20 protein-coding genes and 1 other RNA gene are annotated in these 22,975 nt (G+C 64.1%); 14 read left to right on the top strand and 7 right to left on the bottom strand.

The genetic code is table 11. From position 1 onward, the window contains the following. The first annotated feature begins 70 nt into the window (after positions 1–70). From AB1286_RS05490 to AB1286_RS05515, 6 genes are all read left to right on the top strand, one after another. Positions 71–784, top strand: a complete 714-nt coding sequence (locus AB1286_RS05490) for an HAD-IA family hydrolase (protein ID WP_430362314.1) — start codon at positions 71–73, stop codon at positions 782–784. A gap of 123 nt (positions 785–907) precedes the next feature. Then, positions 908–1,277, top strand: a transfer-messenger RNA (tmRNA) gene (ssrA, locus tag AB1286_RS05495). Positions 1,278–1,488: 211 nt separating this feature from the next. After that, positions 1,489–1,614, top strand: coding sequence for an Arm DNA-binding domain-containing protein (locus AB1286_RS05500; RefSeq protein ID WP_430362315.1), 126 nt, complete (start codon positions 1,489–1,491; stop codon positions 1,612–1,614). Between the two features lie 3 nt (positions 1,615–1,617). Further along, positions 1,618–1,848, top strand: coding sequence for a hypothetical protein (locus AB1286_RS05505; RefSeq protein WP_430362316.1), 231 nt, complete (start codon positions 1,618–1,620; stop codon positions 1,846–1,848). Positions 1,849–1,878: 30 nt separating this feature from the next. Further along, positions 1,879–2,205 carry a type II toxin-antitoxin system HigB family toxin gene (locus AB1286_RS05510; protein WP_430362317.1) on the top strand — a complete coding sequence of 109 codons (327 nt, stop codon included), beginning with the start codon at positions 1,879–1,881 and terminating at the stop codon, positions 2,203–2,205. A 2-nt stretch (positions 2,206–2,207) separates the two neighbouring features. Beyond that, positions 2,208–2,603 carry a helix-turn-helix domain-containing protein gene (locus AB1286_RS05515; RefSeq protein WP_430362318.1) on the top strand — a complete coding sequence of 132 codons (396 nt, stop codon included), beginning with the start codon at positions 2,208–2,210 and terminating at the stop codon, positions 2,601–2,603. 174 nt (positions 2,604–2,777) lie between these two features. Here the strand turns inward: AB1286_RS05515 and AB1286_RS05520 are convergent, their stop codons facing one another. After that, positions 2,778–3,044 (bottom strand): hypothetical protein, encoded by a 267-nt coding sequence (locus tag AB1286_RS05520; protein ID WP_430362319.1) that lies wholly within the window; start codon positions 3,042–3,044, stop codon positions 2,778–2,780. A gap of 147 nt (positions 3,045–3,191) precedes the next feature. Next, positions 3,192–4,292: a substrate-binding domain-containing protein gene (locus AB1286_RS05525; protein ID WP_430362320.1), complete on the bottom strand. Its 1,101-nt coding sequence runs from the start codon at positions 4,290–4,292 to the stop codon at positions 3,192–3,194. A 133-nt stretch (positions 4,293–4,425) separates the two neighbouring features. On the opposite strand from AB1286_RS05525, the gene AB1286_RS05530 reads away from it, so the two are divergent. From AB1286_RS05530 to AB1286_RS05545, 4 genes are all read left to right on the top strand, one after another. Next, a complete protein-coding gene (locus AB1286_RS05530) occupies positions 4,426–4,932 on the top strand; it encodes an NAD(P)H-dependent oxidoreductase subunit E (RefSeq protein ID WP_430362321.1) in 507 nt (168 codons plus the stop codon). Beyond that, entirely contained in the window at positions 4,929–6,491 is a 1,563-nt protein-coding gene (locus tag AB1286_RS05535) for a formate dehydrogenase beta subunit (protein WP_430362322.1), read from the top strand. The genes AB1286_RS05530 and AB1286_RS05535 overlap by 4 nt, the downstream gene beginning before the upstream one ends. Positions 6,492–6,507: 16 nt before the next feature. After that, the gene (fdhF, locus tag AB1286_RS05540) at positions 6,508–9,456 is read left to right on the top strand and encodes a formate dehydrogenase subunit alpha (RefSeq protein WP_430362323.1); all 2,949 of its coding nucleotides are present in this window, start codon (positions 6,508–6,510) and stop codon (positions 9,454–9,456) included. Positions 9,457–9,518: 62 nt separating this feature from the next. Continuing rightward, positions 9,519–9,761 (top strand): formate dehydrogenase subunit delta, encoded by a 243-nt coding sequence (locus AB1286_RS05545; RefSeq protein WP_430362324.1) that lies wholly within the window; start codon positions 9,519–9,521, stop codon positions 9,759–9,761. A 67-nt stretch (positions 9,762–9,828) separates the two neighbouring features. Here AB1286_RS05545 and AB1286_RS05550 read toward each other — a convergent pair whose 3' ends face one another. After that, positions 9,829–11,601 carry an FAD-dependent oxidoreductase gene (locus tag AB1286_RS05550; protein ID WP_430362325.1) on the bottom strand — a complete coding sequence of 591 codons (1,773 nt, stop codon included), beginning with the start codon at positions 11,599–11,601 and terminating at the stop codon, positions 9,829–9,831. A gap of 176 nt (positions 11,602–11,777) precedes the next feature. Between AB1286_RS05550 and AB1286_RS05555 the strand changes: the two genes are divergently transcribed. Continuing rightward, positions 11,778–13,658, top strand: coding sequence for a tetratricopeptide repeat protein (locus tag AB1286_RS05555; RefSeq protein ID WP_430362326.1), 1,881 nt, complete (start codon positions 11,778–11,780; stop codon positions 13,656–13,658). Positions 13,659–13,743: 85 nt separating this feature from the next. Here AB1286_RS05555 and AB1286_RS05560 read toward each other — a convergent pair whose 3' ends face one another. The 3 genes from AB1286_RS05560 to uvrC all read right to left on the bottom strand — a co-directional run bounded on the left by AB1286_RS05560 (position 13,744) and on the right by uvrC (position 18,112). Then, positions 13,744–15,039, bottom strand: a complete 1,296-nt coding sequence (locus AB1286_RS05560) for an MFS transporter (protein WP_430362327.1) — start codon at positions 15,037–15,039, stop codon at positions 13,744–13,746. Between the two features lie 198 nt (positions 15,040–15,237). Next, positions 15,238–15,831, bottom strand: coding sequence for a CDP-diacylglycerol--glycerol-3-phosphate 3-phosphatidyltransferase (gene pgsA / locus AB1286_RS05565; protein ID WP_430362328.1), 594 nt, complete (start codon positions 15,829–15,831; stop codon positions 15,238–15,240). Positions 15,832–15,949: 118 nt separating this feature from the next. After that, positions 15,950–18,112, bottom strand: a complete 2,163-nt coding sequence (uvrC, locus tag AB1286_RS05570) for an excinuclease ABC subunit UvrC (protein WP_430362329.1) — start codon at positions 18,110–18,112, stop codon at positions 15,950–15,952. A 186-nt stretch (positions 18,113–18,298) separates the two neighbouring features. On the opposite strand from uvrC, the gene earP reads away from it, so the two are divergent. From earP to AB1286_RS05585, 3 genes are all read left to right on the top strand, one after another. Next, on the top strand, positions 18,299–19,489 hold the full coding sequence (earP, locus tag AB1286_RS05575) for an elongation factor P maturation arginine rhamnosyltransferase EarP (RefSeq protein ID WP_430362330.1): 1,191 nt from the start codon (positions 18,299–18,301) through the stop codon (positions 19,487–19,489). A 177-nt stretch (positions 19,490–19,666) separates the two neighbouring features. Further along, a complete protein-coding gene (efp, locus tag AB1286_RS05580) occupies positions 19,667–20,224 on the top strand; it encodes an elongation factor P (protein WP_430362331.1) in 558 nt (185 codons plus the stop codon). Positions 20,225–20,552: 328 nt separating this feature from the next. Further along, on the top strand, positions 20,553–21,932 hold the full coding sequence (locus AB1286_RS05585) for a sigma-54-dependent transcriptional regulator (RefSeq protein WP_430362332.1): 1,380 nt from the start codon (positions 20,553–20,555) through the stop codon (positions 21,930–21,932). Between the two features lie 9 nt (positions 21,933–21,941). Here AB1286_RS05585 and nagZ read toward each other — a convergent pair whose 3' ends face one another. Further along, positions 21,942–22,970 (bottom strand): beta-N-acetylhexosaminidase, encoded by a 1,029-nt coding sequence (gene nagZ / locus AB1286_RS05590; RefSeq protein ID WP_430362333.1) that lies wholly within the window; start codon positions 22,968–22,970, stop codon positions 21,942–21,944. Positions 22,971–22,975: the final 5 nt, after the last annotated feature.

A 22,975-nucleotide genomic window follows, 5' to 3' on the forward strand; every position in this document is an offset into this window, starting at 1 on the left:
GGGCAAGCACCGGCGCACGCCGCGCTTGCCCCTATTCGACCCTTTCGCCCGCCCTCGACTTCTCCGATTTATGAGCCATACGATCTCGCCCAGCGACCAACCGAACGATGCGCCGAACCTCGCGCAATGCCGCGCCGCGCTGTTCGATCTCGATGGCACGCTTGCCGATACCGCGCCCGACCTCGTGGCCGCCGTCAATAAGATGCGGCGTGACCGGGGGCTTGAATTGGTTCCGGTGGAGCGGCTGCGGCCGTTGGCCTCGGCTGGCGCGCGAGGCTTGATCGGCGGTGCCTTCGGTATCGGTCCCGAGCATCGCGAATTCGCGCCGATGCGCGAGGAATTCCTCGCCAATTACGAAGCCGACTTGTGCATCGAAACGACGCTGTTCCCGGGCATTGCCCAATTGCTTGAAGCGCTCGATGCGCGCGGCATTCGCTGGGGCATCGTCACCAACAAGGTCGGGCGGCTTACTGTGCCGCTCGTCGAGCAACTGGGGCTCTTGGCGCGCGCGGGCTGCGTCGTGAGCGGCGATACGACGCCCCACTCGAAGCCGCACCCCGCCCCGCTGCTGCACGCCGCCGAAGCTCTCGCCTTGCTGCCCGCGCAAATCGTCTACATTGGCGACGACCTGCGCGACATCCAAGCGGGCTTCGCGGCCGGGATGGCCACCGTGGCCGCGGCATACGGATACTGCGGCGACGATTTGCCCCCTGCCATGTGGCATGCGCAACATATCGTCGATTCGCCGGAGCAATTGGCGAATCTGCTCGGCATGCTGAGCTGAACATTCGTTTCGGGCTTAGTCAGCAAGGGCTGCCGCCTTTCGTTCACCTTTATTGCTGCTGCGCCCTTGATTTCCGGGCGCGGGGCGCCACCTTGTGTTCTGTGAGATAATCACGCAAACCCCGGGGCCGACCTGGTTTCGACAAGGGTTATGAAGCAGTCAGGGCATGCCGAGGACCCGTCACCTCGTTAATCAATGGGAAAAACGTAACTGCAAACGACGAAACGTTCGCACTGGCAGCCTAAGGGCCGCCGTCCTCTGCCTAGCTCACTGACGGGCTAGCGTCGCAAGACCGGTAGCAATACCGCCAGAGGTCATACACGTCAGTTAAGCCTTGGTGGCGTCACGACGCCAAGGTCGAAAATTTAGTGAATCGCCGTTGCGCAGCGTGTTCGTCCGCGTCGCCACGGTTAAATCAAAAGACAGAACTACGCATGTAGAACTGGGTGTGGACTGCTCTTGGACGCGGGTTCGATTCCCGCCGGCTCCACCAAACATCCCATACGCGCTTCTCCGAAGCTCTCCTCGAAGCCCCGCCCGATGACCATCGGCGGGGCTTTTGTTGCTATAGTGCCAAAAATTTTCCGCATTTTTCCGCGAGCAGCCGCACCAAAGCGGGGGTGTCGCTGGCGGTACATCGGCACGCATCGGAAGCCGATACCCCCAAACGGCGGGAACGCACGCCAGACAAAGGGAAGCACACGATGCCGCTCACCGACGTCCAGATCAAAAATGCCACGCCGTGCGAGAAGCCCTACCGCATGGCCGACGGGTTCGGGATGTACCTTCAGGTCAACCCGACGGCACTCTCGCCGCGGCCTACCGTATGAGGGGTGTCGACAACGAGACGGCGACGCCGCACGGATGGCGCGCCGACGGCCCGGACGCTGGCGGTCGAGAAGCTAGGCTTTCCCGTCGAAATCGTCGAAATGCAGCTTGCGCACGACGTTCGGGACGTCCACGGCCGGGCGTATAACCGGACGCATTGGCTCGACAAGCGCCGCGAGCTCATGCAGGCGTGGGCGGACTACCTCGACAGGCTCCGGGCGGACAAAACCTCGTAAAAAAGCAGGTCTTCTTGACGGAGTCCCACAGTGGGACTAATATTCGGCATGAACATCGTCTCCAAACAGACCTATCTGAACTACTGCGAAGAGTACCCTCGAGCGGCGGAATTCTTGAAAGCGTGGTATCTGGAGGCATCGGCGGCAGAGTGGTCGAGCCCGCAGGATGTAAAGGACCGGTACGCGAACGTCAGCATCATTGCGAACAACTGCGTCGTCTTCAACATCAAGGGTAACGACTATCGGCTGATCGCCGGCATTAACTACAGTTTTCGGGCGCTGTACATCAAGTTCTTCGGCACGCATGCCGAATACGACAAGGTCGATGCAGCAACCGTCGAACTGAGGAGGAAATAATCGTGGATATCCGACCGATTCACACACAAGAGGACTACGACGCGGCGCTAGATGACCTGTCCGCTCTGTTCGACGCTGGCCCCGAAGCCGGAACGCCAGACAGCGACCGCATGGAAATCTTGATCGCAATCGTCAGTGTCTACGAGGATAAGCACTTCCGCATCCCGCTGCCCGATCCGATTGAGGCGATCAAGTTTCGGATGGAGCAGCAGGGTCTTACTGTCGCCGACCTAGTTCCGTACATCGGGCCGAAGCACCGCGTCTACGAGGTTCTGAACGGCACGCGCGCGCTGACGCTGCCGATGATTCGCCGCCTGCATGAGGGCCTTGGAATTCCAGCCGAATCCCTGATCGGACACTCGCATGAGGAACCCGAACGCGAGCTTGCTCACGCGTGACGCGACGAAGGCAGGCACTACAAGGGCAGGCACAGCGCCTGCCCTTTTTCTTTGGGGCCGTAGTATTGCCCCCAGCCCAAACAACCCGCGATTCGATTCCTCTACAAGATCGACGACGCGCCAACACCCAAACGGACCCACTACTCACGGCCGTTTGCTTTTGCCCCTAAGGTTTCATTCCGCGTCGGACGGGCATTGCAGATTGCAGCCGTCCGGATCGCCGTTATCCCCCTTCTTGCGCATCTTCGACGTGCGCGTCTGGTACTTCTTCGACGGGGCCGACGCGGCGAACTCCAATTGCGGATGCGCTTGGAGCTTGAATTCGTCCTGCAAGATTCCACCGGGCACGCCGGGCGTGTTTTGCGCGAATGCGAACGATCCCACCGCGAACAACATGCCGGCCGCCGCGGCGCCAGCGCATAAATTGAAAAGCGATTTCATAACGATTGCCGCGCCGATGGGCGCTGTCCAGATCAGAAGAATGGGAGAACCATAAGCGTAACGCAGAACCGAACCGGCTTGCAGCCAACACTGTTACCGCGGTAAACGGATTCGCTCGTCGGCAAGCCGCTTGGATTCGCCGTCGAATCAACCGGCGTCGGTTGCACCGGAGATCCCCGCGCCGCGCAGGCCCGCGGTCACATCGATCAGTTCGCCGCAATGCGTCGGGTCGTAGCCCTCGAGCGTGGCGACGCCGGCGCGGAACTCTTCGCTGCGCAACACCGCGAGGGCCGCCGCCAGAGGCTGAGCCGTCAAACGCGCGCGATCGCAGGCGAAGTAATAATCCTCTTCGATGATCGGCACGAAATCGAGCCCGAAGTGATGCGCGGCCGGAGCGACGCCGAAGCCGGCGTCGGCCATGCCGCTCGCAACGAACGCGGCGATCGCGCTGTGCGTCAACTCGGTGGAGGCATAACCGTTGATCCGTTCGGGATCGATCCCAACGCTGTTCAATGCAAGGTCGAGCAACAGCCGCGTACCGGAGCCAGGCTGACGATTGACGAAGCGCACATCGGGCCGCGCAAGGTCGTCCAAACCGCGCACGCCTTTGGGGTTGCCCTTGGTCAGAAAGAGCCCTTGCTTACGCGCGGTCAAATAAACGAGCACATGGCGCCGAGGGTCCAGCGCGCGCCGGTAGATATCGGCGCATAGCTCGCGAAACGCGCCGCGCGGGAGATGAAAGCCGGCTAAGTCGCACTCGCCGCGCGCCAAAGCCGCGACGGCCTCCGCGCTTTCCCGGTATTTGATATCGACCGCATTCGGCGCTTGCGTACCGAGCCGCGTCACGAGCGCCGCCACGGCATATCCATGCGACGCATGAATACGCGTCGTACCGCCCGCGCCCAATTGCCGGTTCAATTCGGCCGACACCTCGCTCGCGAACTGCGTCAACGCCCCATCCAGCCGCTCCGTGCACGCCCGCTGCGCTTGCACGACCGCCCTTCCCAATGCCGACAGCGCCGAACCTTTGCCGCGCTCCTTTGCAATCAGCTCGCCGCCGAGCCGCGCCTCGAGCGCGCGCAACAGCCCCCAAGCATGGCGGTAGGACAGCCGCCTCTCGCCGGCAGCCTGAGCAATGCTGCCCGTTTCATCGATCAGCGCCAGCAGCGGCACGATGTCCGTCAGGCTTGCTTCGCGGCCCGCGCTGTCGCGTACGATCAATTCCGTGACGCATTTGATCTCAATCATTTATGCTGTCCGACTTCCTATTGCAGAACCCATTTCCCGCGCCTATTGTTCAGGAACAACGGCTAGAGCCGAGCATATATGCACGCTATATGACGAGCAAGTGCATATTGATGAGTCTAAGAGGAGCCCCACCTTGGAACACGCCAGCGCCGCGGCGCCGGACGAACTCGTTCGCCGGCACGTCTCGCCGGGCGCATCGCTCATTGCGGTGCTGCACGCCATTCAAGACGAGGCGGGCTTCGTCCCGCCTGACGCTGTCGCGCCGCTCGCGCGCGCCTTCAACCTTTCCCGCGCCGAAGTTCATGGGGTAATTACGTATTACCACCACTTCCACACCCAGCCGCCGGCGCCGGTCACCGTCGCCGTCTGCCGTGCCGAGGCGTGCCGCTCGATGGGTACCGAAGCGCTCGTTCGGCATATCGAAGGCCGCACGCACTGCCGCTTCGATGCGGCTCACGAGGCGGGCAACGCCGACGTCGAGCTCGAATCGGTCTACTGCCTCGGCCAATGCGCGCTGTCTCCCTCGATGACGATCAACGGCACGCTGCATGTCAAGGTGACGCCGAGCAAGTTCGACGCGTTGTTCGAGGCGGCCCGCGCCAATGCATCGGCCGTCGCCCATTCCGTGGGGGATGCATGAGCACGCGCATATACGTTCCCCGCGATTCGTCTGCACTCGCGCAAGGCGCCGATGCAATCGCCGATGCCATCGTCCAGGAAGCGGCCCGCCGCTCGCTCGATATCGAACTCGTGCGCAACGGCTCGCGCGGTCTGCTTTGGCTCGAACCGCTCGTCGAAGTCCAAACGGAAGCGGGACGCGTCGGCTACGGCAACGTCGAGGCAAGCGACGTCGCCTCGCTATTTGATTCCGGATGGTTGACCGGCGCCGCGCATGTACGCTCCGTGGGCATCGTCGACGACATGCCTTATTTGAAGCGCCAGCAGCGATTGACCTTCGCGCGCTTGGGCCTGACCGATCCGCTTTCGATCGACGAATACGTGGCCCACGGCGGACTAGAAGGGCTCAAGGCGGCCCTCGCGATGAGCCCCGAAGCCGCCTGCGAGACGGTGCTCGAATCGGGCCTGCGCGGCCGCGGCGGCGCTGCGTTTCCGGCCGGCATCAAATGGCGTACGGTACGCGAGGCCAAAGCCGCGCAAAAATACATCGTCTGCAATGCGGACGAAGGCGACTCGGGCACGTTCTCCGATCGCCTCTCGATGGAAGGCGATCCGTTCGCGCTGATCGAAGGCATGATCATCGCAGGCATCGCAACGGGCGCCACGCGCGGCTACATCTACGTGCGCAGCGAATATCCGCATGCCATTGCCACGTTGAACGCCGCGATCGCGCATGCTCGCGCGGCCGGCTGGCTCGGCGAGACGGTACTCGACCATCCGCACTGCTTCGAACTCGAGGTGGCCAAGGGCGCCGGCTCGTATGTCTGCGGCGAGGAAACGGCACTGCTCGAATCGCTCGAGGGCAAGCGCGGCGTCGTGCGTGCCAAGCCGCCCGTACCCGCGCTCTCGGGCCTCTTCGGCCAACCCACCGTCGTCAATAACGTGATTACGCTGGCAACGGTACCGATCATTTTTGCTCGGGGCGCCTCGTACTATCGCGATTTCGGCATGGGCCGCTCGCGCGGTACGCTGCCCTTCCAATTGGCCGGCAACATCAAACGAGGCGGCCTCGTCGAACTCGCGTTCGGCGTGACGCTGCGCGAACTCGTGGAGACGTTCGGCGGCGGCACCGCAAGCGGCCGTCCCGTGCGCGCCGTTCAAGTCGGCGGCCCGCTCGGCACCTACCTTCCCGAAAGCCAGTGGGACATTCCGATGGACTACGAGGCCTACGCGCAAGTGGGCGCGGTCATCGGACACGGCGGGCTCGTCGTGCACGACGACACCTCGAACCTGGCCGAACTGGCGCAGTATGCGATGCACTTTTGCGCTGTCGAATCGTGCGGCAAATGCACGCCCTGCCGGATCGGATCGACGCGCGGCGTCGAGGTCATCGCCCGCATCCGCGAGGGCGATACTTCCGAAAAGCAAATCCACTTGCTGCGCGATCTATGCGACACGATGGTCGCGGGCTCGCTCTGCGCGATGGGCGGCATGACGCCGTATCCCGTACTGTCCGCGCTGGACCATTTCCCTGAAGACTTCGGTCTTCGCCCCGCTGCGCCGAAAGCGGCAGCGGCCTGATTTGACGGAGCTCTAGATGTCTCACGCGTCCGCCCAAGCCCCTTGCCCCCCGACGAACTCCGGTGGGTGCGGTTCAGCCCACTGCGCATGCCGCGCGAATGCCGCGGCGCCGCAGGGCGACACCGATTACGGTACCCCGCGCAGGCACGCCGACACCGACGTCACGCTCGAAATCGACGGCCGCGGCATCACCGTGCCGGCCGGCACCTCGGTCATGCGTGCCGCGATCGAAGCGGGCATCAACGTGCCCAAGCTCTGCGCGACCGATTCGCTCGAGCCGTTCGGCTCGTGCCGTCTCTGTCTCGTCGAAATCGAGGGCAAGCGCGGTTATCCCGCTTCGTGCACGACGCCCGTCGAAGCCGGCATGCGCGTGCGCACGCAAAGCGATCGGCTGCAAGCGCTGCGCCGCAACGTGATGGAGCTCTACATCTCCGATCACCCGCTCGATTGCCTGACCTGCCCCGCCAACGGCGACTGCGAATTGCAGGACATGGCGGGCGTCGTCGGTTTGCGCGAGGTGCGTTACGGCTTCGACGGCGCGAATCACTTGAACGACGTGAAGGACGAATCGAATCCGTATTTCACATACGATCCGTCCAAGTGCATCGTCTGCAATCGCTGCGTTCGCGCATGCGAGGAAACGCAAGGCACGTTCGCCCTCACGATCGCCGCCCGCGGTTTCGAATCGCGCGTCGCGGCGAGCCAGAGCCAGCCGTTCATGGACTCCGAGTGCGTCTCATGCGGCGCTTGCGTAGCCGCATGCCCGACTGCGACGCTCGTCGAGAAAAGCATCACCTTCGCGGGCCAGCCCGAACATTCGGTCGTGACGACCTGCGCCTACTGCGGCGTCGGCTGCTCGTTCAAAGCCGAGATGAAAGGCTCGCAAGTCGTACGCATGACCCCGCACAAGAACGGTCAAGCGAACGAAGGCCATGCTTGCGTGAAAGGCCGCTTCGCCTGGGGCTACGCCACGCACAAGGATCGCATCACGAAGCCGATGATTCGCGCGAAGATCACCGATCCGTGGCGCGAGGTGACGTGGGAAGAAGCGATCGCCTACGCGGCGTCGGAGTTTCGGCGCGTGCAGGCGAAGTACGGACGCGATTCGGTCGGCGGCATTACCTCCTCGCGCTGCACGAACGAGGAAACGTACCTCGTGCAAAAGCTCGTGCGCGCCGCGTTCGGCAACAACAACGTGGATACCTGCGCGCGCGTCTGCCATTCGCCGACGGGCTACGGCCTGAAAACGACGATCGGCGAATCGGCAGGCACGCAGACGTTCGCCTCCGTCGAACTCGCCGATGTGATCATGGTCATCGGCGCGAATCCGACCGACGGGCACCCGGTCTTCGGCTCGCGCCTGAAGCGGCGTCTGCGCGAGGGTGCAAGGCTCATCGTCGCCGATCCGCGGCGCATCGATTTGGTCGACGGCCCGCACGTGAAGGCCGACTTCCATCTGCAACTGCGTCCCGGCACGAACGTCGCGCTCGTCAACGCGCTCGCCCATACGATCGTCACCGAAGGTCTTTTGAACGAGGCGTTCATCGCCGAGCGCTGCGAGCCTCTTGCATTCGAACAGTGGCGCGCCTTCGTCTCGCAGCCCGAGAACTCGCCCGAGGCGACCGAGGAAGTCACCGGCGTGCCGGCGCAGCAAGTACGCGAAGCGGCGCGTTTGTACGCGACCGGCGGCAACGCCGCGATCTATTACGGCCTCGGCGTGACCGAACATGCGCAGGGCTCGACGATGGTCATGGGCATCGCGAACTTGGCCATGGCAACGGGCAACATCGGCCGCGAAGGCGTCGGCGTAAATCCATTGCGCGGCCAAAACAACGTCCAAGGCTCGTGCGACATGGGTTCGTTCCCGCATGAGCTGCCGGGCTACCGCCACATCGGCGGCGACGAAGTGCGTCATCAGTTCGAAGCGGCCTGGGGCGTCACGCTGCAACCCGAACCGGGCCTGCGCATTCCGAACATGTTCGACGCGGCGCTCGACGGCAGCTTCAAGGGCTTATATTGCCAGGGCGAAGACATCGTCCAATCGGATCCCGATACGCAGCATGTGGCCGCCGCACTGACGTCGATGGAATGCATCGTCGTGCAGGACATTTTCTTGAACGAGACGGCGAAGTACGCGCACGTGTTCCTGCCGGGCTCGTCGTTCCTCGAAAAAGACGGGACGTTCACGAACGCGGAACGCCGGATTTCACGCGTCCGACGCGTCATGCCGCCGCTTGCGCGCTATGCCGATTGGGAAGTCACGCTCATGCTGGCGCGCGCGCTCGGCTACGAGATGGACTACGCCCATCCGTCGGAGATCATGGACGAAATCGCGCGGCTCACGCCGACGTTCAGCGGCGTGTCCTACGCCTTGCTCGACCGCCTCGGCAGCGTCCAATGGCCCTGCAACGAACAGGCGCCGGAAGGCACGCCGACGATGCACGTCGACGCGTTCGTGCGCGGCAAAGGCAAATTCGTCATCACGCAATTCGTCGCATCGCGCGAGAAAGTGACGCGGCGTTACCCGCTGTTGCTGACGACGGGGCGTATCCTTTCGCAATACAACGTCGGCGCCCAAACGCGGCGGACGGAGAACTCGCGCTGGCATGAGGAAGACCGGCTCGAGATCCATCCGCACGACGCCCAGGACAGGGGTATCAAGACGGGCGACTGGGTCGGCATCGAATCGCGCGCGGGACAGACGGTGCAACGGGCGCTCGTCAGCGAGCGGATGCAGCCCGGCGTCGTCTATACGACGTTCCATTTCCCCGAGTCGGGGGCAAACGTCATCACGACGGACAGCTCCGATTGGGCGACGAACTGCCCCGAGTACAAGGTCACGGCCGTGCAGGTGCAGCCGGTGCAGCAACCGTCGCAGTGGCAGCAGCACTACGAACGCTTCAACGAAACGCAGCTCGAGTTGCTGCGCGGGCGTTCGCTGGCCGATGCGGCGAGCGGCAAATGAGTAAGTGAGTACATGAGTACGATGCGAAGCAACACTAACCCGACGAACGACGGCGAGCGGCGATGAACATCGAGCATTTGATCGAGATGGCGAATCAGATCGGCGAATTTTTCGCGTCGATGCCCGATCGCGACGAAGCGCTGGTGGGAATCGCCGATCACATCCGGCGCTTTTGGGAGCCGCGTATGCGCCGGGCGATCCTCACATCGCTCGACGATCCCGCCGCAAGCGCGGCGATGTCTCCGATCGTGTGCGAAGCGCTTATGCGCGCACGCGAAACGTTGACGCCGCACGCGGTCGCGTAAAGGCCGCGACAAGCGCGGCCGCCTCGAGTCCCCGTTCGAGATGCGGCGGGCCAGCCGGCCTCCCCGATCAGCTCGCCTTGAACCAAGTCTCGCAGTGCCGCGCAAGCGCGCTCGTATCCGAAGCGGGCCGACCGCGCGCGCCGATATACCCGTCGGGTCGTACGAGATAAAACGCCGGACGCGTGCGGCCGTACGTCAACGTGAGCGACGCGCTCTCGTCGTTGCCCGCATCGGTCACGCGCCATATACGCACCGCCCCCGGCAGCGCCGCCTCGATGGTCGCGCTCAAGCGATCGAGCTCGGGATCCGGCTTGAGCTTGGGCGCGGCGAGCGCCGTCGTGGGCTCCTCACCGCTCGGCGTCTCGACGAGGATAAACAGCGAAAAGAACCCCGGATCGTGCAGATCGTAGAGGCGCCCCGTGCCCGGCGCTTGCCCGAGCGGCCCGTCGACGACATGAACGAGCGCATCGGGTGCGCGTTCCCCGGCCCGCGGCCCACCGTCCAGGACGCGTTCGAGCGTAAGCGGACTGCGCCGGTACTGAATCGCCAATTCGCTCACCATCAGCCGCGCCGCATCGCGCAACGGCCCGAAGGCGGCCAGCACGGGCATCACGCACTCGCGCAAGAGCTTGAGCGGGCCGCGCTCGGCTTCCGCCAATTGGGTGATGAATGCGGTTTGGCGCAACACGTCGCGCTCGATCGGATGGCGCTCGACCTGATAGGTGTCGAGCAGCGCATCGCCCGCGCAGCCGGACACTATGCAGGCCAGCTTCCAGCCCAAATTCAGCGCCTCTTGAATACCGGTATTCATCCCCTGCGCGCCGGCCGGGCTGTGGACATGGGCCGCGTCGCCGGCGAGAAACACGCGCTGCATACGCAGCCGCTCGACCATGCGGCTATTGATGTGAAAATAACTGGACCAGCCGAGCTCCGAGAGCATCAACGGATGATGCGCACGCCGCTCGGCGACCGCGCGGCATAACTCGAGCGACGGCGTGGAATTCGCATCGATCGAAGCTGCGACATGGCCATCCGCGTGCATGCGCACGGCATCTTGCATTGTCGCTTGCGTAACGGCACCGGCACCGGCGCCGGCGTGCGCCTCGCCGGTCGCCTCCGGCTGTCCTGCGCCGTTCATCGCGACCGAGGCATTGTCGGCAATGAAACGATGACGCCCTCCTCCCATCGGAATAACCGCGGCCAGTCCGTCGGCCGAGGCGAACAGGTGGAATTCGTCGTCCGACAAATCGGACACGATTTGCAGATCGGCGAGCAAGAACGTCTGCTCGAGCGTCTGGCCGGCAAAGCTCAAGCCGAGTAAATGGCGCACAGTGCTATGCGCACCGTCCGCACCGACGACATACGCGGCGTGGCAGAGCTCCTGCCGGCCGCCTGGATGCGCAAGCTCCACCTCGACTTGCGTCGCGTCCTGCCGCAGCCCAACGAGTTCGACGCCGCGTTCCACCGCGACACCGAGCCTCGCAAGGTGTTCGGTCATCACCCGCTCCGTCTGCGATTGGTCCAAGCAGAGCAGATAGGGATAGCGCGTGTGCAGCGGGTCGAAATCGAGCCGGGCAAGCCGCGCGCCGTTCGAATAGAGGTTAGCGGCGCGCAACCGGTGTCCGATCTCGAGGATCGGGTCGACGAGCCGGTGCTGCTCGAATAGCTCCAACGTACGAGCCTGAATTCCGATCGCCCGCGAATGCGTCGCCGCTTGCGGCGCGCGATCGATTAAACGCACGTTGATGCGTGCGCGAGCCAAACTCATCGCGCAGGCGAGCCCGGTCGGCCCAGCCCCTACGATCAGCACCGGCAGCGCATTGACGTTGACGGCGGCCATTCTTATCCTCCCGGCAAATCACGAGATCTCGCCAAGTGTACGCCGCCCGCTCGGGATCGGGGTTCGAACTCGGAGCCTAGATCTCACGGGTATTCGGTCATGGCCGTCGCTTGCCGCCGAGCAGATCGGTCGCCCGAGTATGGGACAATGCCTCGTTTGCGCCATTGCCAGCCGTCATGGATCCCTTTTTCGCGCGCGCCTATGCGGCGCATCGTGACGGACGACTCGCCGACGCCGAGCGCGATTACCGCGCCGCGATCGACGCCGACCCCGTCCACACCGACGCCCTCCACCTGCTGGGCGTGCTCCGTCATCAGCAAGGCCGCCACGACGAAGCGGCGGAACTCGTCGGCCGAGCCGTGGCGCTACGGCCCAACGATGCGGGCCTGCAATTGAATCTCGGCAATGCGTTGAAGGCGATGGGCAAGCTCGACGGGGCGATCGAGCGCTTTCGCAATGCGCTCTCGCTCGCGCCGGATTTCGCGCTTGCCCATTACAACCTCGGGAACGCGTACGCGCTCGCGGGTCGTCATGCAGATGCCGTCGACGCATTCGAGCGATCGTTGCGCTTGCAACCGAACGACGCGTCGATTTATAACAACCTGGGCAACGCCTTACATGCGCTCGGCCGCGCCGAAGAAGCGATCGCCGCATTTTCACGGGCCCTCGCACTACGGCCGGGACACGCGGGCGCCCACAACAATCTCGGCATGGCGCTTGCGGCGCTCGGACGCACCGAGCAGGCGATCGCCGAATTTCAGGCGGCGCTGGCGGCGCAACCCACCTACGTCGCGGCGCACTTCAACCTCGGCAATACGCTCGACGCCGTGGGACGCCACGCGGATGCGGGCATCGCCTTCGAAGCCGCGCTGGCATTGCAGAGCCAGTTTCCTCCCGCATTACTCGGTTTAGGCAATGCGCTTGCTGCGCAAGGCCGCCATACCGACGCGATCGCCCGGTTCGAACGCGCGGTCGGCCTCGATCCGCAACTCGCGCTCGCGTGGCTCGGCCTGGGCAATGCCCACCATGCGCTCGGCTCGCACGATGCGGCGCTGCGCGCATTCGATCAAGCGCTGCGGCTGCGGCCCGAGCTCGCGTCGGCTCAGCTCAATCGCGCGCTGACGCTGCTCACGCTCGGCGATCTCGCTCGGGGTTTACCGGCTTACGAATCGCGGCTCGCGATCGCGGCAGCGGCGGCCGGCGAACCGCAAGGCACGGGTGCGCCCTCCGCCGTACGTTGGCGCGGAGAGCCGGCCGCCGATCGGACGCTCCTCATCGAGGCTGAACAGGGCTTCGGCGACACCTTGCAGTTCATTCGGTTCGTACCGCTCGCGCGCGAACGCGTGGGCCGGGTCGTACTGACGGTGCAGCGCGAACTCGAGCCGCTCGTCGCGCCGCTGGCGAAGGCTTGGCGTATCGCGTTGGCCATCGCGGGTGAAGCGAAGCCTCAAGCCGACTTGTACTGCCCGCTCTTGAGCTTGCCGCTTGCACTCGGCACGACACTAGACACGTTGCCCGCCCCGAGCCGCTATCTCGACGTGCCGGCCGCCTATCGCCGCCGCTGGCGCGGTTCGTTGGGCGGTCACGCGAAGATCAAGGTCGGGCTCGCTTGGTCGGGCCGCATCCAGGCGCAGGAAAATCGCGCGATGCCCGTGGCCATGCTCGCGCCGCTCTTCGCGCTCGAGGGCATCGATTGGCTCGTATTGCAGCCCAATTTGAGCGAAGACGACAAGCGCGCGCTCGACACGTTTGCGCGCACGGCCTCGATTCATCGGCTCGATACGCGCATCGGCGACTTCGCCGATACGGCCGCCGTCGTCGATCGGCTCGACGCGATCGTCTCGATCGACACGTCGATCGCCCACTTGGCCGGCGCGCTAGGAAAGCCGCTTTGGCTCATGCTGCCGTTCGCGGCCGATTGGCGCTGGTTCACCCATACTGACCGCAGTCCCTGGTATCCGAGCGCACGGCTCGTGCGGCAACCGTCGCCGGGGCAATGGGAGAGCGTCGTCGACACGGTCGCGCAAGCGCTATCGAACGCGCTGCTCGGCCGATAAAGCAAACGCGGCGCGAAGACGTATCCGTCCGCGCGCCGCGTCGTTGTCGCCGAGCGGCCGTTCGGGCCGCTCGATGGCGTCAAAATCAGACCGCCTTGTACTGCTCGCGCGCCTGAGGCGTGCGATAAAGGAACAGCGTCGCCACGAGTCCGCAAATCGCCGCGACGCCCATCCACAGACCGGGCGCGGCTTTGTTGCCCGTCTCGTGAATCAGCAGCGTCGAAATCGCCGGCGTGAAGCCGCCGATCGTCGTGGCTAGGCTATAGGCCAACGAGAACCCGGCCGTTCGCACGGCGCGCGGCATCACTTCGGTCAGCGCCACGACCATCGCGCCGTTGTAGCTGCCGTACAAGAACGAGAGCCACAGTTCGACCGCGAGCAATCGCCCGAACGACGGCTGCGCCACGAGCCATTGCGCGGCCGGATACGCGGTCAAGATCGTGAGCACGGTGAAGACGATCAACACGGGCCGGCGGCCGACGCGATCCGACACCGCACCCATCACGGGCAGCCAAACGAGGTTCGACAAGCCGATGCAGACCGTCACGACCAGGGTATCGATCGACGAAAGCTTGAGCACTTCCCTCCCGAACGTGGGCGTATAAGCCGTGATCAGGTAGAACGAGACCGTGGTCATGAGCACCATGCCCATCCCCCCGAGCACGACGCCCCAATTCTGGGCGAGCGAAGCGAACACTTCGCCGATGGACGGACGGTGCCGCATCTCGAGAAATTCGTCGGTTTCCTTCAGCGAGCGGCGGATCAGGAATAGGAACGGCACGATCAAGCAGCCGATCAGGAACGGCACGCGCCATCCCCAAGCGCCCATCTGCTCGGCCGGCAGCAGGTCGTGCAAGATGACGCCGAGCAGCGCCGCGAAGACGACGGCTACCTGCTGGCTGCCCGACTGCCACGAGCAATAAAAGCCCTTATGGCCCTTCGTCGCGATCTCCGATAGATAGACGGAGACGCCGCCCAATTCGACGCCGGCGGAAAAGCCTTGCAGCAGCCGCCCGAGCAGGACGAGCACCGGCGCGAGCATGCCGATCGTCGCGTATCCCGGCACGGCCGCCACCGCGAGCGTGCCGAACGCCATCAGCGAAAGCGTGAGGATGAGGCCCTTGCGCCGGCCGTGACGATCGATGTAGGCGCCGAGTACGAGCGCGCCGAGCGGCCGCATCATGAAACCCACGCCGAACACGGACAGCGAGAGCATCAGCGAGACGAAATCGTTGCCGCTCGGGAAGTAGGTCTTGGCGATCGCATGCGCGTAATAGCCATAGACCATGAAGTCGTACATCTCGAGGAAATTGCCGCTGACGACGCGAAAGACGGTACGGGCCTTCGATTCGGCGGGCGATGCGGGGGAAACGCTGGACATGACTCTCTCTACGAAGCCGTTGTGCGCAAGCCGATTAGCCGCGCAAGCGAACGACGAAAAAACGAAGGATCAGACGGGGTTGAAACGATCGAACGGCGGGGCTCGCGCGAGAGCACGGCACCCCGGCCGCCCGTTGCGCCGCCATCATACCGCGACAGACAAGTCGGTTCGGTATTCGTATGACGATGCATGAATTCGTCAGTGCGCGCCGCCGCGTTCGCGGATCTGCGGCCAAGCGAGCTTCATGTAGTAAAGCATCGACCAGATCGTCAAGACCGCCGCGAGGTAAATGAGCCAGAGCCCCCATACGCGCGTATCGATCGTGAGCGTACCACCGAGCGGCACGTCGCCGTAGTAAAGGAGCATGGGAATGGCCACCATTTGGCATGCCGTCTTGAACTTGCCGAGCTGGTTGACGGCCACGCTCTTCGAGGCGCCGATCCGAGCCATCCACTCGCGCAATGCCGAAATGGCGATTTCGCGGCCGACGATGACGAGCGCGATTGCGGCTTGAATACGCGTCAGTTGCACGAGCACGAGCAACGCCGCGGTCACCATGAGCTTATCGGCCACCGGATCCAAGAACGCGCCGAACGCCGACGTCTGGTTCCACTTGCGCGCCAAAAAGCCGTCGAACCAATCGGTCAGCGCGGCCAGCACGAAAATCGCCGCCGCGGCGATGTTGCGCTCGGCGCCGCTCATCATCGTATCGGGCATGTAGAACACGCCGACGACGAGCGGAATCAGCACGATCCGCAGCCATGTCAGAAAGATCGGAAAGTTGAACGGCATGGGCGAATGGCAAGCCTAGAAAGTGAGAGAGCGGATCAAGGAGACGCCATTGTGCCGTGTCGCCGAACCCGCCACAAGCCGACGAGCGCAGCCGGGCCGGGCCCGGCGCCGCGCAGGCTCAATGCAGTTGCCGATAGATCTGTTCCGCGAGCGAGCGCGAGATCCCTTCGACGCTCGCCAAATCCTCGACGCTCGCCGCCACCACGCCGCGCAAGCCGCCGAAGCGCGCCAGCAGACGCTGGCGCCGTTTGGCGCCGACGCCTTCGAGCTCCTCCAGCCGCGAGGTTTGGCGCGCCTTCGCGCGTTTGGCGCGCATGCCCGTGATGGCGAAGCGGTGCGCTTCGTCGCGGATCTGCGCGACGAGCATCAGCGCGGCGCTTTCCTTGCCGAGTTCGAGCGCCGGCCGGCCGTCCGCGAATACGAGCGTTTCCAATCCGACCTTGCGGCCCTCGCCCTTGGCGACCCCAACCAGCATCGAACGATCGAGCCCGAGTTCGGTGAAGACTTGGCGGGCCACTTCGACCTGCCCTTTCCCGCCGTCGATCAGCACGATATTCGGCAAGACGCCGCCGGTCGCGACCGTCTCCGCCGAATCTGCCGCCAATTCCGGATCGGCCGCCGTCTCGGCTTCAAGCGCCTGCGCCCTATCGTCGGCATTGCGAGCGGCCAACAGCGCGAGCTTCTCGTAGCGGCGCGTGAGCACTTGGCGCATGGCCGCATAATCGTCGCCCGGCGTGATGCCCGAGATGTTGTACCGGCGGTACTCGCCGGATTGCATCTTGTGATCGCGATAGACGACGCACGACGCCTGCGTCGCTTCGCCCATCGTATGGCTGATGTCGAAGCATTCGATACGCAGATGCGCGAGGTCGTCGCACTCCATGCCGAGCACCTCCGCCAATGCGCGCGTGCGCGATTGCTGCGAGCCGCGCTCCGACAAGAGCCGCGCGAGCGCCAGCCGTGCGTTTTGCTCGGCCATCCCGAGCCAGACGCGCCTTTGCCCCTGCGGTTGACGGACGAACACGACCTTGTGCCCGGCCTGCTCGGCCAGAAGATCGACGAGCTCCCGGTTGGCCGGGGCATGGCTCACGACGAGCACGGGCGGAATTCGATTGCCGAGATAATGCTGCGCGATGAACGCCTCGAGCACTTCGGCTTCGATTCCGGTCTCGACAGACTCCGGCTCGGACGGCTCGTTCTGTTCGGCCGAAGGCGCCGGTTCCGTCGAATCGCTTCCCTCCGTGGACACTTCAGCGCCCTCGAGCGGCTGTGTCTGCCGAGGCGGCACAGCCTCCGGCCGTTCGGAAGCCGTCGGTTCGGCGGCAGCCTGCGCCTCGCTCGGATCAGCCGCTTCGCCGGACTCGTCCGCGAGGTCCACGTCATCCGCACCGAATGCGGTTTCGACGTGCGTCGGAAAATAGGCCTTATCGCCGAGATGACGCCCACCGCGCACCATGGCGAGATTGACGCACACGCGCCCGCCGAGCGCGACGACGGCAAGGATGTCGACATCGCTGTCGCCGCCGACTTCGATCGCCTGCTGATGGAGCACGGTGGACAGCGAACTCATTTGATTACGCACCGCGGCGGCTTGCTCGAACTTGAGCTCGGACGCGAACGCGTGCATCTTGACTTCGAGCTCCTTCATGACCTCGTTTTGGCGGCCGAGCAAGAAGCGCGATGCGTTCGAGACGTCGCGCGCGTAGTCCTCTTCGCTGATCGCGCCCACGCACGGCGCCGTGCAACGGCCGATCTGATGCAAGAGGCAAGGCCGCGTCCGGTTGTTGAACACGGAATCCTCGCAGGTGCGCAACTGAAAAACGCGCTGCAAGATCTGAATGCTTTCGCGCACGGCCCACGCACTCGGAAACGGACCGAAATACTGGTCCTTCTTGTCCACCGCGCCGCGGTAGTACGCCATCCGCGGAAACGTATGTCCCGTGAGCTTCAAGTAGGGATACGACTTGTCGTCGCGAAACAGGATGTTGTAGCGCGGGGCGAGCGCCTTGATCAGGTTGTTTTCGAGCAGCAGCGCCTCGGCTTCCGAACGCGTGACCGTCGTTTCGATCCGAGCAATACGCGTAATCATCATCGCGATGCGCGGCGAAACCTGCGTCTTCGTAAAGTAGCTCGAGACGCGCTTCTTCAGATCGCGCGCCTTGCCGACGTAGAGCACATTCTCCTGCGCGTCGTAATAACGGTACACGCCCGGCAGATGCGGCAATTGGGCAAGGAACTTTTTCGGTTCGAAAGGCGGATTTTGAGCGTCGGATTCGGTCATGCGCGTCAGATGCGAAACGCCGCGCTCGGCTAAGCGGCGGCGTGCTTTAGAATCGCCAGTTTAGACCATTTGCCCGTGCGCTCGCGCCGTCGCACCGCACGGGCAGCGCCTCGCCGCCTAGCACCACCCGGCCTGTCGTCCAAGCGCCGTGCCCGCTCCCGGCCCCCTCTCGTCCCCGATTGCGCCATGCCCTCGACCACCACCGACCACCCCGCGCCGCCCGCCGCCGATACGCTGTCGTGCGACCTTTTTTGCGCCGTCATCGACAACTTCGGCGACGTCGGCGTCTGCTGGCGTCTGGCCCGGCAGCTCGCCTCCGAGTACGGCTGGCAGGTGCGATTGCTCGTGGACGATCTGCATACGTTCGCGCGTCTTTGCCCGTCGCTCGATGCGACCCTCACGCGCCAGCGCATCGACGGCATCGTCATCGAGCATTGGCACGAGCCGGCGCATGCCGGCGATGCGCTCGCCGTGGCCGATATCGTCATCGAAGCCTTCGCGTGCGAACTGCCGCAGGCTTATGTCGCTGCGATGGCCCGGCGCCAGCGCAGCCCCGTCTGGCTCAATCTCGAATACTTGAGCGCCGAGGACTGGGTGGCCGAGTACCACCTGAAGCCCTCGCCGCACATGCGCTATCCGCTGACGAAAACATTCTTTTTTCCCGGTCTCGGCCCAGGCACGGGCGGGGTCATCAAGGAACGATCGCTCGACGACGCACGCACGGCCTTCGAGTCTTCGCCATCGCTACGCGACGCATGGTGGCGGCAAACGATCGGAGCCGCCCAACCTGCGCCCGATGCGACGGTCATCTCGCTGTTTTGCTACGAAAACCCGGCCGTCGACAGCTTGCTCGAACAATGGCGCGATGCGGCCGAGCCCATCGTCCTGCTCGTTCCCGAAGGACGCGTTTCGGGCGCACTCGCCCGCTTCTTCGGTCTGCCGTCATTCGGTGCCGGCGAGCACGCCGAGCGCGGCGCCTTACGCGCGCATTCGCTGGCATTTCGCCCCCAGCCCGAATTCGACGCCTTGTTGTGGGCGAGCCACTTGAACTTCGTCCGCGGGGAAGATTCGTTCGTGCGGGCGCAATGGGCACGCCGCCCGTTCGTTTGGCACATCTACCCGCAAGCGGACGCGGCGCACCTGCCCAAACTCGATGCCGCGCTCGCACATTACGCGCGCGAGATGGCACCGGCGGCACGCGCGGCACTCGGTCGCTTCTCGCACGCGTGGAATGGGGCCGGAACGCCCGACTGGGCCGAATTCTGGCGACATCGCCACGCCTACGAAACGCGGGCAGCGAGCTGGGCGATCGAGCTCGCCGCGGTCGGCGACCTCGCCGCGAACCTAGCCGAGTTCGCAAAATCTCAGTTAAAATAAACGGTTATCCAACGGCGTAGCGTGCCTAGTCGAATTGGGTCCAAATCAGGGCTCCGAATCGAAAGTCGGGAAGCCGAATCGTTTAGATCGGGTTTAGATCGGCGGGCGCTACTTGAACGATCGATGTCGATGCCGTTGAGCAACAGATCAGCCACTTTATTCGCACAGGATCGTTTTATGAAGATTGCACAGGAACTGCGCACCGGCAACGTCGTGATGATTGGCAGCGACGCCATGGTTGTGCAAAAGACCGAATACAACAAGTCGGGCCGCAACGCCGCCGTGGTCAAAATGAAGTTGAAGAATCTGCTGACGGGCGCCGGCATGGAATCCGTGTATAAGGCGGATGACAAGTTCGACGTCGTGGTGCTCGACCGCAGGGAAGTGACGTACTCGTATTTCGCCGATCCGATGTATGTCTTCATGGACGCCGACTACAACCAGTTCGAAGTCGAAGCCGAGATGATGGGCAACGCGCTCAACTACCTCGAAGACGGTATGCCGTGCGAAGTCGTCTTCTACAACGAGAAGGCGATCTCGGTCGAGCTGCCGACCACGCTCGTGCGCGAAATCACGTACACGGAGCCGGCGGTCAAGGGCGATACGTCGTCGGGCAAGGTGCTCAAGACGGCCAAGCTCAATACCGGTTTCGAATTGCAAGTCCCGTTGTTCTGCAATATCGGCGACAAGATCGAAATCGACACGCGCACTGACGAATATCGCAGCCGCGCATAAGCGTTTTTCGGCTATAGGGCGCCGGTTGTGCGCCCTATACGGAACGTTATGCCGACTGAAAGCGCCCCAAGGGGCGCTTTTTTTTTCGTATGAGTGGTGTATGGTTAAGCAAACTTTACCGGTCGTTTTTTCACTATAACGCGGCCGGGACTGCCGCTCTTTCCGGGTGGCCGTCACAAGTCCTTGTTCTATAAAGGAGAACGATCTGGCACGCCAAATGCTTTGCCCAATCGGTAGCCCGTGCGCCGTCGAAATGCGTTTGTCGTGGATGGCGTCATTCCTTCTTGGCGCCGACGGGCTCTCGACTTCCTAATTGACTACGCCAGCCATGCCACACGCCCTGATTGTCGAAGACGATCCCAATAGCTTGTCCGGTCTCAATGCGATCGTCGCTGCGGACGGTTTTTCCGTCGACACCGCCGCCTCGCTTGCCGAGGCGCGCGCCGCACTGACTCGCTTCATTCCGGATGTCGTATTGATCGACCTGAATCTGCCCGACGGCAGCGGGCTCGATTTGCTGCATAACCTGCCGGCCCAGCCGGACGGCGTGGTACCGGTGATCGTCATGACCGGCAACGCAACGGTGGAAAGCGCGATCGAAGGGTTGCGCCACGGCATTTGGGATTACCTGCTCAAGCCCGTCAATATTCCCCGGCTGCGCTCCCTGCTCGCGCGTATCCCGCGTCCGTACGAGTTGACCGAAGAAGTGCAAGCGCTGCGTTCGACGTTGCGCCGGCTGGGCCGCTTCGGTCCGATGATCGGCCGCAGCGATGCAATTGCCCATGTCTACGATGCGATCGAGCGCCTTGCACCGACGGAATCGGCCGTGCTCATTTGCGGCGAGGCGGGGACAGGCAAGGAGATCGCCGCGCGCACGCTGCACGATATGAGCCGGCGCCGCAAAGGTGCGTTCGTCACGTTCGACTGCCGCGCATTTGCGCGAGATGGGGGCGCCGAACGCGGGCTGGACAGCATGCTGTTCGGTCAGGAAAGCGCCATGCCGTCGATCGAACGTCGCGAACCCGGCTTGTTCGAACAAGCGGCGGGCGGGACCTTGTTCCTCGACGAAATCGCCGAACTCCCGTTGCCTCAGCAAGAAGCGCTGCTGCGTGCGCTCGACTCGCAGACGTATATGCGCGTGGGCGGCAGCAATCAAGTGAGCGTGGATTGCCGCATCGTCGCGGCCACGCGCAAGCCCGCTCGCGATGCCGTCGCGCAGGGCGTGCTACGCGAGGATCTTTGGCTGCGTTTGGATGCGGCCTCGATCGCCCTGCCGCCGCTACGCGAACGCGGCGACGACGCCGTACTGCTCGCCGAGGCACTGGTCGACGAGTTGAACCGCGAGATCAACGCGAGCGGACTTGCCACGGTCAACAAACGCATCGGCCCCAACCTCGTTCGCGAATGTCTGACCTACGATTGGCCCGGCAACGTGCGGGAGCTGCACGAACGTGTGCGCCGCGCCTATAACGCATCGGGCGAGACCGTGGATTCGCTGCGCGCCGACGAGGCGAACGGATCCGGCGGTCGTAGGCTCAACGGCGGCAGCGTTCAAGTCACGGTCGGCACGCCGCTCTCCGACGTCGAAGACTTGTTGATTCGGGCGACGCTCGACGCCGTCGGCGGCACGCGCCATCGCGCGGCCACGCTGCTCGGCATCAGCCCGAAGACGCTCTACAACAAGCTGCAACGCATGAAGATGGCGTAACGCTCCGCCTCAGGCGAAGGCGCTCTCCAGCAGCGCTTTCGCGTCGCGATACACCGGCCGCTCGATCAGCTTGCGCCAATTCGGCGCCTTGCCGCGCGCGCGCAACTGCTTCAAGCGCTGCGCGCTTTCTTTCGATGGCTTAAACGTCAGCTCGTTCAGAACGCGCTCGGCGGCCTCCGGCTGGTTGCATACGAGCACCATGTCGCAGCCGGCCTCGAGCGCCGCTTGGGCCGCTTGCGTCAACGTGCCGCCCGCGCGCGCCGCCTCCATCGACAAGTCGTCGCTGAAAATCGCGCCCTTGAAACCGATCCGTTCGCGCAAGATCTCTTGCAGCCAGATCCGCGAGAAGCCCGCGGGTTTATCGTCGATCTTCGAATAGATCACGTGCGCCGGGATCACCGAGGCGAGCGCCATGCCGAGCCAATCGTAAGGCGCGGCGTCGTCAGCCAAGATCTCCTCGAGCGAGCGCTCGTCGACGGGCAGCGCGACGTGCGAGTCGGCGCTCGCGTAGCCGTGCCCCGGAAAGTGCTTGCCGCAGTTGGCCATGCCCGCGAGCGCAAGCCCGTGGTTCAAACTCTTCGCGAGCAACGTCACCACGCGCGGGTCGCGATGGAAAGCGCGATCGCCGATGACCGCCGAACGGCCGTAATCGAGATCGAGCACCGGCGTAAAGCTCATGTCGATACCGCACGCGCGCAGCTCCGCCGCGAGCACGTAGCCGGTGGCCGTCGCCACCTTCGTGGCATGCAGCACGTCGCGATCCCAAAGCTCGCCCAAGCGCCGCATCGCTGGCAGCACCGTGAAGCCGTCGGTGCGGAAGCGCTGCACACGCCCGCCCTCGTGGTCGACGGCGATCAACAGGTCCTCGCGCACGTCGCGAATCGCATCGGTCAGCGCGATCAGTTGGCCGCGATTTTCGTAATGGCGCCCAAACAGAATGACACCGCCCGTCATGGGGTGAGCGAGGCGCCGGACGTCGTCGTCGGTCAGCACTTGCCCCTTGACGTCGATCATCACGGGGCCGGGAGGGTTTTTCATCGAAT

Source organism: Trinickia sp. NRRL B-1857 (genome assembly GCF_050470685.1).
GTDB lineage: Bacteria > Pseudomonadota > Gammaproteobacteria > Burkholderiales > Burkholderiaceae > Trinickia.